The 15664-nt window shown below is 39.0% G+C and carries 15 protein-coding genes and 1 pseudogene; 14 read left to right on the forward strand and 2 right to left on the reverse strand.

Annotated elements, in window-relative coordinates; genetic code table 11:
* Positions 1-101 precede the first annotated feature (101 nt).
* Positions 102-389 (forward strand): annotated as a pseudogene (locus IFO66_RS17330) (GNAT family N-acetyltransferase); the annotation flags it as partial.
* An 85-nt stretch (positions 390-474) separates the two neighbouring features.
* Positions 475-915 (forward strand): NUDIX domain-containing protein, encoded by a 441-nt coding sequence (locus IFO66_RS17335; protein ID WP_192026374.1) that lies wholly within the window; start codon positions 475-477, stop codon positions 913-915.
* A 203-nt stretch (positions 916-1118) separates the two neighbouring features.
* Here the strand turns inward: IFO66_RS17335 and IFO66_RS17340 are convergent, their stop codons facing one another.
* Positions 1119-1925, reverse strand: a complete 807-nt coding sequence (locus IFO66_RS17340) for a LytTR family DNA-binding domain-containing protein (protein WP_192026375.1) — start codon at positions 1923-1925, stop codon at positions 1119-1121.
* A 525-nt stretch (positions 1926-2450) separates the two neighbouring features.
* Between IFO66_RS17340 and IFO66_RS17345 the strand changes: the two genes are divergently transcribed.
* From IFO66_RS17345 to IFO66_RS17370, 6 genes are read left to right on the forward strand one after another with little or no spacing between them, the layout of a single operon-like run.
* Positions 2451-2954, forward strand: coding sequence for a hypothetical protein (locus IFO66_RS17345; protein ID WP_192026376.1), 504 nt, complete (start codon positions 2451-2453; stop codon positions 2952-2954).
* Positions 2929-4731: an ABC transporter ATP-binding protein gene (locus IFO66_RS17350; protein ID WP_192026377.1), complete on the forward strand. Its 1803-nt coding sequence runs from the start codon at positions 2929-2931 to the stop codon at positions 4729-4731. The genes IFO66_RS17345 and IFO66_RS17350 overlap by 26 nt, the downstream gene beginning before the upstream one ends.
* The gene (locus IFO66_RS17355; protein WP_192026378.1) at positions 4715-5122 is read left to right on the forward strand and encodes a TlpA family protein disulfide reductase; all 408 of its coding nucleotides are present in this window, start codon (positions 4715-4717) and stop codon (positions 5120-5122) included. The genes IFO66_RS17350 and IFO66_RS17355 overlap by 17 nt, the downstream gene beginning before the upstream one ends.
* Before the next feature lie 17 nt (positions 5123-5139).
* Positions 5140-5649: a MauE/DoxX family redox-associated membrane protein gene (locus IFO66_RS24380; protein WP_225445854.1), complete on the forward strand. Its 510-nt coding sequence runs from the start codon at positions 5140-5142 to the stop codon at positions 5647-5649.
* A complete protein-coding gene (locus IFO66_RS17365) occupies positions 5633-6067 on the forward strand; it encodes a hypothetical protein (RefSeq protein WP_192026380.1) in 435 nt (144 codons plus the stop codon). The genes IFO66_RS24380 and IFO66_RS17365 overlap by 17 nt, the downstream gene beginning before the upstream one ends.
* Before the next feature lie 15 nt (positions 6068-6082).
* Positions 6083-6487, forward strand: a complete 405-nt coding sequence (locus IFO66_RS17370; protein ID WP_192026381.1) for a hypothetical protein — start codon at positions 6083-6085, stop codon at positions 6485-6487.
* Positions 6488-6618: 131 nt separating this feature from the next.
* On the opposite strand, the gene IFO66_RS17375 is transcribed toward IFO66_RS17370, so the two are convergent.
* A complete protein-coding gene (locus IFO66_RS17375; RefSeq protein ID WP_192026382.1) occupies positions 6619-7500 on the reverse strand; it encodes an aminoglycoside 6-adenylyltransferase in 882 nt (293 codons plus the stop codon).
* 230 nt (positions 7501-7730) lie between these two features.
* Between IFO66_RS17375 and IFO66_RS17380 the strand changes: the two genes are divergently transcribed.
* From IFO66_RS17380 to IFO66_RS17405, 6 genes are all read left to right on the forward strand, one after another.
* Complete coding sequence (locus tag IFO66_RS17380) at positions 7731-7874, forward strand: RAxF-45 family protein (RefSeq protein WP_192026383.1); 144 nt, start codon at positions 7731-7733, stop codon at positions 7872-7874.
* Positions 7875-7975: 101 nt separating this feature from the next.
* Entirely contained in the window at positions 7976-9922 is a 1947-nt protein-coding gene (gene abc-f, locus IFO66_RS17385; protein ID WP_192026384.1) for a ribosomal protection-like ABC-F family protein, read from the forward strand.
* 161 nt (positions 9923-10083) lie between these two features.
* Positions 10084-10683, forward strand: coding sequence for a DUF2087 domain-containing protein (locus IFO66_RS17390; RefSeq protein WP_192026385.1), 600 nt, complete (start codon positions 10084-10086; stop codon positions 10681-10683).
* Between the two features lie 105 nt (positions 10684-10788).
* Positions 10789-11199, forward strand: a complete 411-nt coding sequence (locus IFO66_RS17395; protein ID WP_192026386.1) for a hypothetical protein — start codon at positions 10789-10791, stop codon at positions 11197-11199.
* Between the two features lie 299 nt (positions 11200-11498).
* On the forward strand, positions 11499-13256 hold the full coding sequence (locus tag IFO66_RS17400) for a glycoside hydrolase family 13 protein (RefSeq protein WP_192026387.1): 1758 nt from the start codon (positions 11499-11501) through the stop codon (positions 13254-13256).
* 76 nt (positions 13257-13332) lie between these two features.
* Positions 13333-15498, forward strand: coding sequence for an alpha-amylase family glycosyl hydrolase (locus IFO66_RS17405; RefSeq protein WP_192026388.1), 2166 nt, complete (start codon positions 13333-13335; stop codon positions 15496-15498).
* Positions 15499-15664 lie beyond the last annotated feature (166 nt).

Genomic DNA, 15664 nt, shown 5'->3' on the forward strand with positions numbered 1-15664 from the left:
TTGTCTCTTAAATTCAGCAGTAAATGTACGTCTTTGTCTTGGCATAGTAGATCCGCTCCTAGTTATGATGTGTTTATTCTACTAGCCCTTATTTTTTCTGTCCAACTAAGTGTAGCCTATCCAATCAGGTGGTCGGCATGGGACGAATTGTCGGCGACGGAGCTATGTATTATTACATACAAGATGTTGCCATATTACCAGAGTATCAAGGAATAGGCATAGGCAAACAAATGATAGAAAAACTGATGAACTATATCCGTTATCATTGTGTTGGAGCTGGTTTTGTTGGTTTATTTGCATCACAAGGGAAAGAGTCATTCTATGAACAATTCGGCTTTAAAGACTATTCGCCAGGAATGACGGGAATGTTCACGGTAATAGATAAATAGGCTTTTCGTACGGCTGGTTATTGAAGAATCAGAGTAATAATCCAATTTGACGCTGTGCAGATACAATAATAAGAGGAGGATCTATATGTCTTCGAAGTTGTTACTTCCACGTATAGGTGTTGGGGCAGTCATTTGGAATGAAAATGACGAGATTTTATTAGTATTGAGAAATAGAAATCCAGAAAAAGATAAGTGGAGCATTCCAGGTGGCAAGGTAGATCCATTTGAAAGTTTGGAAAGTTGCGTTATCCGAGAAGTAATGGAAGAAGTCAATCTTGAGGTAGAGATTCAAGGTTTGCTGTGCATGGCTGAGACGATTCGACCAGAGCACGAAGAGCATTGGATATCGGCCATCTATGAAGTGGTTGTGAAAAGCGGAGAGGCTCGCAATATGGAGTCAACCGGGGCGATCGCAGATATGAAATGGTGTAGTCTCGATGAATTACCTGACCGTTTAGCTTGTTTTACAGTACCTGCTATTGAACAATTACAACGACGACGTATCTGTATGGGGAAAATGAGTTAAGAATCTATTTATTAATGTGTAGAGAAACATAGGAATCCCAAAAAGCCAGTGAAGATATATGCATAAAGCATGTCTTACACTGGCTTTATCCAATTAACGCGCAAAATTCACGAGACAATACTGAGGAGTAAAGGGGACCTATTTTAGATTTTATAATAAAACGCTGAGAATCGTAATTCAATTATGATGACATAGCTAATTTACTATATGTGAAATCCCTTAAATTCATTTTTTAATACAGAGTAAGTATTATCAGCCTTTAGTAGTGTTTTCGCAACGTTATAAATTGGATAGTAGCTTTTAGATAAAGGGATAATCGTTTGGTTGGAAAGCGTTAAATCGTAGTTGTTAAAGGAATTGGGGATGACAGAATGGGTGTACTTAATGTTAACTAAAAAACTTTTATGGGATTGAAATAAATACGGAGTTGACTGAGTAGATATGTCTTTTAAATTGGTTGTACTTGTAATGACCCCACCATTACTTAAATAAATTTCTACGTTATATTTTCCTTTCTTTTCTATAAACATGATTAAATCTTCTATAATCTCAGTTTGTTTATTTTTCACTGTTAGCTGGATGAAATTGTATTTTTTCAAATTCTTTTTTGTTACACAGGCTAGCCCTTGTTCATAAATGTACTGCATGACCTTAGTTACGTTTGAACGTAATACATTTTCATCTAAGCAGCATGGAAGTATGCTAGATGGATTCAAGGATAATAAGCTTAACAATGCCTCAATATCTTTTAGATTCACAAAATAAATAAATTTCACATTAGAAACTTCGTTTTTGATTGTTAACAATCTTTCTAATAATTGTGCAGTCTTCTCTGTTACTTCCAATATCGCAATACTATTTTTCTGTTTTTTTATTTCCCCCCGAAATTTCTCAATGGTTTGAATTGCTGTCACAGTATACTCTTTTAACATTTCACTAACCCGCACTCTAAATTCGCAATTAGGTGAAAACACTAGAATGGGAATATGACAGTCAGTCTCCAGATTCATACTTTATCTCCTTTTGAGTAGAAGTATTTCAATACAGCTACATAATAGACTAGATTCACAAAAATGGGAATACCCTAAATTTTTTGGTTCTTATTCCAATTTAATAGACGAAAAATAGATTTAAGGGATATATTGGCTAAGAAGCGAGGCGATTATTACATAGAATAATAGCTTTCGCCAGATTGCCGGCCGGCTATCAAAACATTTTTGGGAGGGATTTAGAATGTGTCAATATGCATGTCCAGGTGGATTTACAGGTGGAAGTGAAAGAGTGAAAGGGCCAGACAAAGGTTGTTATTCAAGTGGTCCTTCTTGTACTTGGGAAAGAAAAGCTGACTATTACACTCGTTGTTATCAAAATAGTTCTTCATCTTATTTTATCGATCTGTACTGTACTACTTCATGGACGGGTGTTTGTTGTTAAATAAGCAGCATAGCTAAGTAAGATCCTTTGTACTACTAAATAAAGATGCTCAACCATTTGAGCATCTTTATTTTAAATATTTAAAAGTAGAGGTGCTAACTATGAAACATAATTTGAGGCAGGATCATATGCGTTTTTTGAAGACTCCTACAGTGGCGGATTTACCGCTAGGGGAATATTTTCCGCATAGATTTTCAATTAATCGGTTAGGATCAATTGCCACGATAGAGCCGGATCCAAAAACGGGGGCTGTCTTGTTTTTTATGAGCACAACTTGTAAAGATTGTAATTTTGAAGCTATTGAAGCTTATTGTGAGCGGTTTCAATATAAGACCTATTTGTTTGTGGATGGAGAACAAAGCTTTATCGATGAGCTGCGTGAAAAATACACGCCTTTCTTCATTGAGAGAGCGGACATATCCACCCTCCATGCAGAAATTAACATTGAAGTGGTGCCTTGGGTGTATGCACTAAATAGTGTAGGGCAGATCGTGTCTGGTGGAATTTTTAATTGTATAGATAGACTATGCGTCAAAATCGATCCTTTGATCAAAGTGTTTGATACGGGGGCTATTGCGAATGACGTCAACCAAAGCGTATTTTAGCCTATTTCAGATAACCCTTAAGGAAGTTTGGAATTTTGACAAGCTTTATTTTTGTTTGAATATGATCTTTATGTTATATAACTCACTGCAGGCCAACATCAGTATTTATTTTGTGGCGATTATTGCAAATCATATTGCCCAGAGCAGCTTTGATTTATATTTTATTATGGGTACTGCAGTCCTTATGATTTCATTAGAGCTGTTGGGAATATTGGTTGGGGCATATAAACAAAAGTATACGATAAAGTTCAATGAAAGTTTTAGTGTACATCAACAAAATAAACTCATTACATACATGTTTAGTTTGGATCTGCTCGTAAAGGAAGACCCCAATTTTCATGGAGAAGCGAATGTATATCAAAACGGTATTACTAAAATATTGAGTAACTATATGGCTTTGGTTAGTTCATTCTCCATTATTTTTAGTTTTATATTATCATTTTCGTTCCTATACAAACTAGATGCCTGGATTATCGTGCTTCTGCTAGTTGTAACTCTATGTAGAGCCTATTTAGAACTGAAGACAATTAACCAAAGAGTTGAGACGACGAACCGGCTTCAAAAATCTCATCGAACGCATGGTTATTTGCATAATATATTAAGTACTTTAAATTATCACAAAGAGCTAGTGCTAATGCGAGCTGTCCCGTTTTTGCAGGCGCTGTGGATCAAGAAGAAAAGACAAGCCTTCCAACTGTCCTATAATATTGAAAAGAAAACAATTAATTATGTAACACTAAGTCAAGTCATTTCGGGTTTGATGAAGGTAGGAATTATTCTATATTGCCTATACAGCATTCACCAAAAAAATATGACAGTAGGCGATTATTTTGCGATTACTATGGCTGTTACGATGATAGAAACGAATGTGTTAAGAATGTGCAGCGTATGTGGGGACATCCATGAAAATATGAGCTACCTCAATCGAATTAAAAGCTTTCTATTTCCAAGCAGCCACGTCACTACTGACAAAAAAACAATTGACCACATAGAAACGATAGAGGTTAAAAATTTATCCTTTTCCTACCCAACTGCAACATGGCCAACACTGCAAAATATACATCTGACAATTAAGCGTGGTGAAAAAATCGCGATTATTGGCGATAATGCCGCGGGGAAATCTACCTTGGTCAAACTTATTTTAGGCTTATATCCAGCGCCAACAGGAACGGTTTTTTATAATGGCACCAAGCAAGAAGATGTTGATATGGAAAGCCTATGGTTACACTACAGCGCGATTTTTCAAGATTTTATTCAATATGAGCTTAGTGTTCGTTACAATATCGCTATATCGAATCTAGATGAGCTACATAATGATGCGAGATTGACAGAGATTATGAAGCAAGTTGGATTGGATAAACTATTAACTCATCCTAAAGGAATAGATGCTGAATTAGGTTATTTAACTGAGGGGGCGCAGAACTTATCGGGTGGGCAGTGGCAGCGAATTGCCATAGCTCGAGCATTAATGAAGCAATCAGATTTAATCGTACTGGATGAGCCTACTTCAGCAATTGATCCAAACACCGAATTAGAAATTCTCAAAGGAATCATTAACCTTTCCGATGATAAAACATTATTACTCATTACACATCGCATTGGAATTGCTGCCAATGTAGACAAAATTATTGTGCTCAAAGATGGAAAGGTTACGGAAATCGGAAACCATCATGAATTGTTACAACAACAAGGTGCTTATGCCGATATGTGGATAAAGCAAGCGAAAATGTATCAAATACCGGTTAAGGAGAATGCTGTGTATGAACCAGTTATCTAACATTAAATACAGTTTGACTGACCAACTTGAAGATTATAAAGGCAACCCGATCATGATTCAACAACATATGTCTACTGTATTCATTTTTGTATCACTTTATTGCTCGTATTGTGTGGAATTTTTACCTGAGATCGCTACACTTACAGAAAAATGCCCGGATGTTGATGTAATTCTCTTCTGCAATGGAACAATTGAGGAACATGATGAAATGATTAATTATTTTGATTGGAAGTTCCCTATCGTCTATATGGAGCCAACAGAAGCCGAGCGACGATACGATGTAGGAGAATATCCATTTATTATGTTAATAAAAGACGGAACTTGTGTATTGAAAGAATCAGTAGAGGAATTTGATGAGATTGTTGACATCATGAAAGGTAAAGGGGTGTAGTCTTGATTTCTATACTCATGCATATTTTTTTTGCTGCTCTATTTATGCTTTCTTCGATTTCCAAAATAGTAGATTTCCAAGATTTTCATCTTGCTATTAAACAGTTTGGAATCATCATAAATAAAAAAGTAATCATCCTCTGTGCTTATTTATTTGTTATTTCAGAGTTATTTATCTCTTTATTGTTTATTTTTTTTACGGGTCACTGGCTCACTTATGTCAGTGCGATCAGCATAATGCTTACGTTTACGATCGCTCTTTTGAGAGTAATCTTAGATAAGAAAAAAATCTCTTGTTATTGTTTTGGCAAGAGCAAAAAACAAACAAATGTACACGTGGCAGTTGTACGAAATACGTCAATTATAGCTCTCCTTTTAGTAACACTACTGTTCACGAGCCCAGCCGAATTAAACGTATTTGAAAATTTGAATATTATGATAGCTGTGATTCTATTCTCCGTAATTACGCTGATTAGTAAAGAGTTCCTATTTGATCAGGGAGGGAGTAGTTTTGAATCTAGTCAGTGAGTTTATGCTTATATTATATGGGGTCTCTATTTGTATCATAAGTTTTTTATTACTGCTGCTAGTAAAAAAAATGAATCATATCAAAAAAATGATGTTTATCAATGAAGTGGTTCGTGCGAATGTTAATGTAGATGCATTGTTGTTCTCCAGATACTATTTCGTATTTATTGAACCAGGTTCAGAACAACATCTTTCAAATCTCATAGCAGAATTACCAGCGTTAGAAAGGAATACTAATGTACTTATTGTATATGCTGCTGCAGAATGGAGAGCAAATATGCTCAGAAAAAAATTGAATGATTCGTATTGTTTTTATATTGATGAGTCTAAGAAATTAGTCTCCTTGTTACAAATTGAAGCATACCCGTGTGTAGTATCTGTTCATTATCCGAGTAGTTCCATAAAAAAAATAATTTAATTGGTGGTGAATAGTATGAAGTTAAATGCTTATTTGGTAGATAGTATAGAAGTTGTTGAATTAGAAGATGGAGATAAGAAAATTGTCAGTTCCGCGAAAGTAAATACAGTTCAAGTGCCAACACTTCCTTTTGTCAATGATTTAAAGATCAGAATTGACTTGAGTGATCTAGTAGTAGGTGAAAAAGTAAAAGTTGAAGTACATATTTTTAACAGTGAAGATAAGTTAGTGGCCTTTAGTGGAGTAATGAAAATTAAAGCTACCAAAACTAATCTATCTACTTGGTGCCAAATGAAGCTGGTCCACACTTCAATATCGGTTCACGAGATCCGGTTATATGCAAATGGTGAGAGGATAGGATCTGAACCATACAATGTTGAATTTGATACAGTGAACCAGAAGCCAGTCTGTTCATCCTAGACAACAATAGTTAAGCTGATGATCACCATCAATTATTCTTGTAAACAAAAAGGATCGCTTGTTCACAAGCGATCACGCGAAAATCATCTAACCATTGGTTAGGTGGTTTTCTATATTTTTATAGGAGTATATCAATAAATCCCTTGCGCGGCTTCTGGTAAATCTCTCACTCGTGTGAGATAGGCAGTCATATTCGTATCATCCTCCATGCGATATGTATACGAACAGGCTGCAGCCACCTCTTGGGCTAACGTTCTAAACAACTCACACGTCACAAAAATAGAGTCCCACATTTGCTCGTAATTTGCATTTGAATAAGTTGCTGTGTACATTTCCCAATATTCAGTTGGAAGATACGTGCTAAAGTATTTTCCCATCTTGCCTGTTGAAACGTTGCAATCAATCTTGGTGCCAATCCACCATGATACCATTTCGTCCAAAGGAGCTCTAGACGTAAGTTCGTACATATGTTTTGCATACGAAAGTTCGTCACGCCAAATGCCTTTGGCAACGTTTTGCTGACACCACCAGAACTCATTGCAGCAATTCATGAACTCTGCTTCTGTAGGCTGCTTAACATAATAGCTGCTGTCTGTCGGGGGAGCAATAGGCGGAAGTATACTGTCTTTATCTAGTAATGGAACAGTAAGGCTGTCTTCCAGATAAGTGTCAAGCATAGCTTCTTTCGTTTGAAGGCGAAGGTCGATACGATTGCCATCTGTGAATAGCATCAAGTAGATATATGTGCGCTCAAAATGTGTCTCTATGCCAACGGCTTGATCATTTTTATCGGGTTCTTGTATCATTAGCCGTTCGCCAAACACGTCTATCCATGTTTCATCTCCTAAAAAGGATTCTGTCTCTGTAACGACATAAACGATATCATAGTCTTGAAAAATATCTTTTGGCGCATTAGGGTTCGTTCTGGAGCCATTCATATAGACAGCACGTACACGTTCGTCTTTGTTGGCGACACCGAGTATTAAGTCAAACATTTCTTGCTCACTTCTCAACGTGAATCACCTCTTAGCTACAATAGTTATGTACTAGTTTCCATAATAGCATATTATTTAATTAAGAAGACTGGGGGTGTCCTCTTTTTTAGTGGACCTCATTCATATGTCTTTTCACACCACGTGTGTATTGTAACAAGAAGTATGGGAAAGGAATGTCATACAACGTTGCAACACAAACAAGATCTGTGTTATATTTGGAAATAATTATTGTAAAGGAGGTGAGGTAGGTGAATCACGCAATGGTTAACAACCGTATTAGCCAGCTGCCAATGGCTATGGCTGGCATTGTTCATGCATTTTCTGCGAACGGGATAAGTCTGTCCAAATTTGACTATACGTTTGAACCATTCGCGAGAAGACGCCTACCTTAACCACAACGGATAGTATGATCATCCTAAGGGTCGCGGGCTTGTTGCCGCGGCTCTTTTTGTGCATGCAGGTCAGGGTTTTCATCCAATAGGAGGAACCTAAAGTGACAATTGTAAGTATTCAAGAAATAAAGAAATACCATGCAGCAAATCTTATTTTAGATGGGGTGACGTTTCAAATAAAGGCTGGTGAAAAAGTAGGCCTTATCGGTCGAAATGGTAGTGGGAAATCCACACTGCTGCAATTAATTGCCGGTCATGATCATATAGATGAGGGCATGCTGACGATAAAAAGAGACTTACGAATTGGTTATTTACCGCAAATTCCTGCTGAGTTTGAAGCACTGACGGTATACGATGTTTTAGCTTATGGCTGTAGGGATTTAATGCTCACGAAGCAGGAAATGACGAAGATTGAGCAGCAAATGTCCAGTCCAGAGGCAGTCGCTAATTCTGAAATGATGGAGCAACTGCTAAATGCGTATGCAACTATGCAAGAGAAGTTCGAGCGGGGCGGCGGCTATGAAATGGAATCGGCTATTGAACAAGTGGCGAACGGGATGCAAATTAAGCGAGGCAGTTACGAACGAGACTTTTCCACTTTGTCCGGTGGTGAGAAAACACGGGTAGTTTTGGCGTCTCAGCTCGTTGTGGCGCCAGATTTGCTCCTGTTAGACGAGCCGACCAATCATTTAGATCTGAAAGGGATGGAATGGTTGGAACAGTTCATTAAACGTTATGACGGTGCATGTGTGATCGTATCTCATGATCGATATTTCCTAGATGCTGTAGGGACGAAGATGATCGAATTAGAAGACGGTGAATCACAAGTGTATCACTGCAATTACAGCGGCTATATAAAAGAGAAAGAAGAACGTCTGTTGCAGCAGTTTGCACAATATAAAGAACAGCAAAAGATTATTAAGAAGATGAAGGAAACAATCCGTCAACTAGAGGAATGGGGCCGTGTTGCAGGGGACGAGAAGTTTTTCAAACGGGCAACCTCCATTCGAAAAGCGCTGGAGAGAATGGAAATAGTAAAACGTCCAATATTAGAGCGAAAAGCAGCATCGTTTAATTTGGCATCACTTGATCGTTCTGGTCGTCAAGTTATCGTATTTGAAGGATTAACGAAGAAGTTCGAGGGACGTACGATTCTAGCTCAGGCAGAGGGCAGTCTTCTTTACGGTGAAAAAGTTGTCCTTCTAGGGGAGAATGGATCTGGAAAAACAACACTTTTCAAGTTGTTGCAAGGCATGATCTCACCAGATGAAGGTCAGGTTGAACTAGGTGCGAGAGTAGAGGTAGGTTATTTGGCTCAGCAGGAGCCAGTGCCAGATAGCAAGATGACCGTGCTGGAATTTTTCCGAATCGAAAGTGGATTGGAAGAAGGAGAGGCGCGGAACGTATTGGCCAAATATCTGTTTTATGGCGCGGATGTGTTTAAACCATTACAAATGCTATCTGGAGGTGAATGGTCCCGTTTGCGGATAGCCTTGCTTGTGAGGAAGAAGCCGAATTTGTTGATGCTAGATGAACCGACGAATCATCTTGATATTGCTTCAAGAGAAGCTTTGGAGGAAGCACTCGATGAATTTCCCGGAACGGTACTAGCGATTTCCCATGACAGATACTTTATTAATCGTTTGGCGAAGCGGGTATGGGAAATGAAAGCGGGGACAGTTTCTACTTACGAGGGAAATTACGATGATTTTAAGGTGAAGCGTGCGGAACTGCTTGCTTTAGAGTATACCTTGGCCAGTAATCATGAATCGCATGAACATGTAATGCCCGCTCAGCGGGACAACACGAAAAAAACCGCGGCTGATGAAAAAAGCAGACAGGTTCGTTCACATGAGCGAAAACTTGAGCAATTAGAAAGTGAGATTGCTGTCCTTGAAAAGAACATCTCCTGTGTGGATGAGGAAATGCTTCAGTTGAATCAAGGCGGTGATGCTGCCCAGCTTGAAAGCTTATGGCGGAAGAAAGAAGAGTTGCAGACCAATCTTGATGGATGTTTGGAAAGATGGATCGAGTTATCAAACGATTGACCAATATGCAATTAGGGGTGCGAGAAAATCGCGCCCCATTTTTATATTATGGGACATTATAATGCAAGGGTATTTACATTTTGTTCCGTATGTAATAACATCTAATTTAATAATCATCTAATTAGATGTTTATTAAATTAGATGGAGGAGTCTGATGCTGCATGCAATTGGATAAGATAGTTAGCTACCATAAAGCTCTGGCCGACCCAACGAGAATCAAAATGCTTATACTGCTTGCTGATGGAGAATTGAATGGGCAAGTATTGGCAGAGAAATTAAGCGTTACGCCTGCGACCATTACGCATCATGCGGCAAAGCTGCGAGAAACGAGATTAATTAACGAGCGTAGAGACAAAAATACGATATATTTTTCTTTAAATGATTACTTCATTAAAAATAATGCAAACGCAACCGTTCAGCTCATTTACCGATCAGTGAAAGAGGGAGAGAATACAATGGATGATAAGCACATTCGCGTTAAACAATCTGTAATTAGAAATTTCTTCACTGCCGACGGCAAATTGAAGAGTCTTCCATCACAGCTCAAGAAGAAGCTTATTGTGCTAGAGAATATCGTCGCAAAGTTGGAGTATGGACGTAAGTATAGTGAGAAGGAGATCAATGATTTCATAAAGCATTTCCATGACGATTTTGCGACTATCCGAAGAGAATTCATTATGCATCAGTTCATGTTTCGAGAAAATGAAATATATGTGATGAACCCTCAAGAAATGTGGGCAAGATGGGAAACTCTATCGTAAACGAAGATGCTAGGGTAAAGGCAATGTTTCGGTTTCACGTTTTTTAAATTTTTTTTGAAACTATTTACCTCTTTAATACGTCTTTATATTAAAGGGGGCCATGCGGTGAAAAAGATAACAGTCATCGTCTTCATACTAAGCTTTGTGCTAATGGCATGTACCGACAAAAAAATAAGACTTACTGCGGATCAGGTGAAAGCTTCCTTAGTGGAGCATGGAATTGTACTACCTGATAAGCTTTCCTATAAACATTCTGTTTTTACAGAAAGATATAATCAAATTTTGCCGGAGCATTATGTGATCGATGAGCATCAATCTATTAGTATTTATGTGTTTCCTACCTGTGAGGCAGCCCAAGAAGGTTATGAGGATTTTACCAAGAAGACAGCAACGATGAAGCTAGTTCAGCATAGTACGTTTCAGGTTGCTAATGTATTGATATTTTATGTGGCGAAAGACGAATATATAGACAAACGAATAAAGGATGCAGCTGAGAGCTTACTTGCAACAAAATAATTGTAATCCTGCTTAAGTAAGCATAATATTGCGAAATGATAAGAATTCTTTTGAAAAAAGAGCATAATCTCTATTTAATTCGTTTCTAGATACATAAATGGAGTTTGATCGTAGATTTCACTCACGTATACAATAAAGTCATAATGATGTATACGCTAACACAAGGGCCATGCCTTATTTAGTGTCGTGAGATGATAGGATCAACGACAACCTAGATAACAACCCCGTTTTCTTCGGAGAACGGGGTTGTTTGCGTACTTGTGGTGGCACAATATGGATAGAAAGAAGGCTGAATGATTATGCAATTAGAAGCAATTTATCACCGTTCAAAACAAGGTTGGTCCTATGCTTATGATCGTGAAACGGTCCATATACGAATTCGCACGAAGAAAAATGATGTTGATGCAGTTGATCTGATTGCTGTTGATAAATATGCGTTTGAACGTATGACAGAGTATGTTCCGATGCGCAAGTTTACGTCTGATGCACTATTTGATTATTGGGAAGCTGCATATAAGCCTCCATTCCGCCGACTTCGTTATGCGTTTCGTTTCGTGGATGCTAATGAGCAGTGGTATTTGACAGAGCGCGGATTCCGTAAAGAGCTATCTAAAGAGTACTTTGAGTCTTTTGAATACCCATACTTGAATAAAGTAGATATTTTTGAGCCGCCTGCTTGGGTGAAAGAAGCCGTGTTCTATCAAATATTTCCCGAGCGTTTTGCGAATGGAGATACGTCGAATGACCCAGAGAATGTACTTTCGTGGGGTGGGGAGCCTACACCGACGAATTTCTTTGGCGGAGACTTGGAAGGCGTTATTCAACATCTCGATCATTTAAATGAGCTGGGTATCACGGCGATTTATTTCACACCTGTATTTGAGGCGACGACGAACCATAAATACGATACGCGTGATTACATGAAAATTGATCCTCACTTTGGATCGAATGAAAAGTTGAAAGAGTTAGTTGAGGCTTGTCATGCTCGCGGCATTCGCGTAGTGCTTGATGCTGTTTTCAACCATGCAGGCAAAACATTCCCTCCGTTTGTAGATGTGTTAGAAAAAGGAGAGCAATCTGCGTATAAAGATTGGTTCTACGTACGTGAGTACCCACTGCGAGTGGAGGAAGGCATTCCTACTTACGAAACGTTTGCATTTGAACCCATTATGCCGAAGCTCAATACGGAACATCCAGAAGTGAAGGCGTATTTACTTGAAGCAGCTCGGTATTGGATCGAGGAGATTGGAATTGATGGATGGCGCTTAGATGTAGCGAATGAGGTCGATCATCAGTTCTGGCGTGAGTTCCGTCAAGTGGTGAAGCAAGCAAATCCAGAAGCGTATATTTTGGGTGAAATCTGGCATGATTCGATGGCTTGGTTGCAAGGTGATCAGTTTGATGCTGTAATGAACTATCCATTTACAGATGCAGTAAATGACTTTTTTGCCAAACAGTTAGGCGATGCGGCAGAGTTCGCAAGTGCGATTGGGACACAGCTGGCTAATTACCCGCAGCAAGCTACGGAAGCAGCGTTTAACTTGCTGGACAGCCATGATACACCGCGATTGTTGACGCTTTGTGATGACGATAAGCGCCGGATGAAGCTGACGTCTTTATTCCAATTTACTCATCCAGGAGTCCCTTGTATTTATTACGGGGATGAAGTTGGGTTGGCTGGTAAAGGAGATCCAGACTGCCGTCGCTGTATGGAATGGGATGTAGAGAAACAGGATCGAGAATTATTTGAATTTTATCGCAATCTAATCGCATTGCGTCGTAATCATGAAGCGATGCGATCTGTAAATATTCGTTTCTTGCAAGCAGAGTCCGATTCACGTGTATTGTTATATGAGCGCTGGAGTGATTCTGGCGAGCAGTTCATAATCGCGATTAATGCTTCATCCCAGAGCACTTCCGTTCGTGTAGGGGAGCAATTTGACGGGAAATCATGGCAGACAAAGTTGGCGTCAGATGCTACAATTGCACATGTTGGAGATGCATTGACCGTTCAACTAGATGCATATGGCTTTGCTGTATTAATGCAGACGAAGTAAGCAAATGTAGCAGCGGTTGTTGGCATGCAACGTCCATTCGAACTAAATGTACCGTATGCCTAGGGGGAAATACCTAATGAAAATGTTATCGCGTTGGAGTGCGTGGCTCTTAACAATCTTTGCACTTCTGTTAGTGTGGACACCACAACCGTTGCAGGCTGCTCCTGACACAGCCGTTACGAATACTGCTAACTTTAGTACAGATGTGATTTATCAGATTGTGACGGATAGATTTCATGATGGTGATCCTCGCAATAACCCGAAAGGTTCACTATTCGATGGAACCTGCAAAAATTTGAAAAAGTATTGTGGGGGAGATTGGCAAGGGATAATCAATAATATTAACGACGGATATTTTACTGGAATGGGTGTTACCGCGCTATGGATCTCTCAGCCTGTAGAAAATATTTATGATGTGATTAACAACGCTGGTGTTCAAAATACATCGTACCATGGTTATTGGGCCCGTGACTTTAAGAAAACCAATCCTGCTCATGGTACGATGCAGAAATTTAAGGAATTAGTAAAAGCAGCACATGCGAAAAATATTAAGATTATTATTGATTTCGCACCGAATCATACCTCGCCTGCGATGGAGACAGACCCTAACTTTGGCGACAATGGAAGGCTATACGATAATGGAACATTAGTTGCAGGTTATACGAATGATACTTCCCATATTTTTCATCATAATTTAGGAACCGATTTTTCGACGATTGAAGATGTGATTTATCGCAATCTGTACGATCTAGCAGATTTGAATCATAACAACACGGTCGTAGATAAGTATTTTAAAGATGCCATTCAGCTTTGGCTTGATATGGGTGTGGACGGTATTCGAGTAGATGCAGTTAAGCATATGCCATTTGGATGGCAGAAAAACTGGATGTCTTCCATATATAGTAAAGCACCAGTGTTTACGTTCGGAGAATGGTTCCTCGGAGTAGATGAGGTAAGTACGGATAATCATACCTTTGCGAATGAGAGTGGAATGAGCTTGCTCGATTTCCGTTTTGCTCAAACGGTTCGTCAAGTATTCCGTGATCAAACTCAATCTATGCAAAGCTTGAACAATATGATTGTCAGTACGGCTAAAGATTATAAGTATGTGAATGATCAGGTTACATTTTTAGATAACCATGATATGGAGAGATTCCATGTTAACAAAGCGAATAAGCGTATGCTCGAGCAAGCATTGGCATTTACATTAACATCACGAGGTGTACCAGCGGTCTACTACGGGACTGAGCAATATATGACGGGTGGCAATGATCCGGACAATAGAGCACGTATGTCATCTTTCTCGACTAATACGACAGCTTATAAAGTGATGGGAAAGTTAGGGCCGCTTCGAAAAATAAATCCCGCATTTGCTTATGGCACGACTAAAGAACGATGGCTCAATAATGATGTATACATTTATGAGCGTACATTTGGGAATAGTGTTGCGTTAGTTGCGATAAATCGCAACTTAAGCAGTGCGGCGCATATTAGCGGATTGGTGACAGCATTGCCAAATGGTGAATATCAGGATATGCTTGGCGGTTTGCTTAATGGAGCTGGATTAAAGTTAACAAATGGATCAGTTGCTCCATTCAAATTGGATGCTGGGGCTGTTGCCGTATGGCACTACACAGTACAAGAAACAAGTCCTGTTATTGGGCATGTTGGACCAACAATGGTAGCACCGGGACAAAAGATATTTATAAATGGACGTGGATTTGGCTCAGAAAAAGGAACGGTATACATTGGTGGTGTACGGCTAGTGGGGGCAGATATACTATCTTGGGAAGATACACATATCGAAGTTAAGGTTCCGCCAATTCGTCACATTCATCCAATGCATCGTGCGGGACGCTATGAAGTGGTAGTAGAAACAGCAAAACGTTCGACGAGCACTGCTTATTCATCCATTCAAGTGCAGACAGCACCTCAAGTGAGTGTTCGGTTTGTCATTCAAGGTGCGAATACAGATATGGGACAGAATGTGTATCTATCGGGAAATATATTTGAGTTAGGATTATGGGAAGCTGAAAGTGCAATTGGTCCAATGTATAATCAAGTTATGTATAAATACCCGAATTGGTATATAGATGTGAGTCTGCCCGCGGACACACAAATTCAATATAAGTTTTTGAAAAAGAAAGGTAGCCATCTTAGCTGGGAAGGTGGGAAAAATCGTACGTATACGACACCTATCAGTGGGACGGATACGGTCATTGTGAATTGGCAACATCAGTGATTGGTAATAAAATGAAGTGACAATTGCACAGAAAGCCGAGGGCAAACAATTCCTCGGCTTATTTTTATGTAAAGGCTCAGAAATTTTAATCCGCGATAACAATTCGTTATAGCCCTCTTCCATAATGCTATTTCCGCTTTATTCCTTCTTTTGTTAACCTTACGTT

Origin of the sequence: Paenibacillus arenosi, from assembly GCF_014841135.1 — a bacterium.
GTDB classification, from domain to species: domain Bacteria; phylum Bacillota; class Bacilli; order Paenibacillales; family Paenibacillaceae; genus Paenibacillus_B; species Paenibacillus_B arenosi.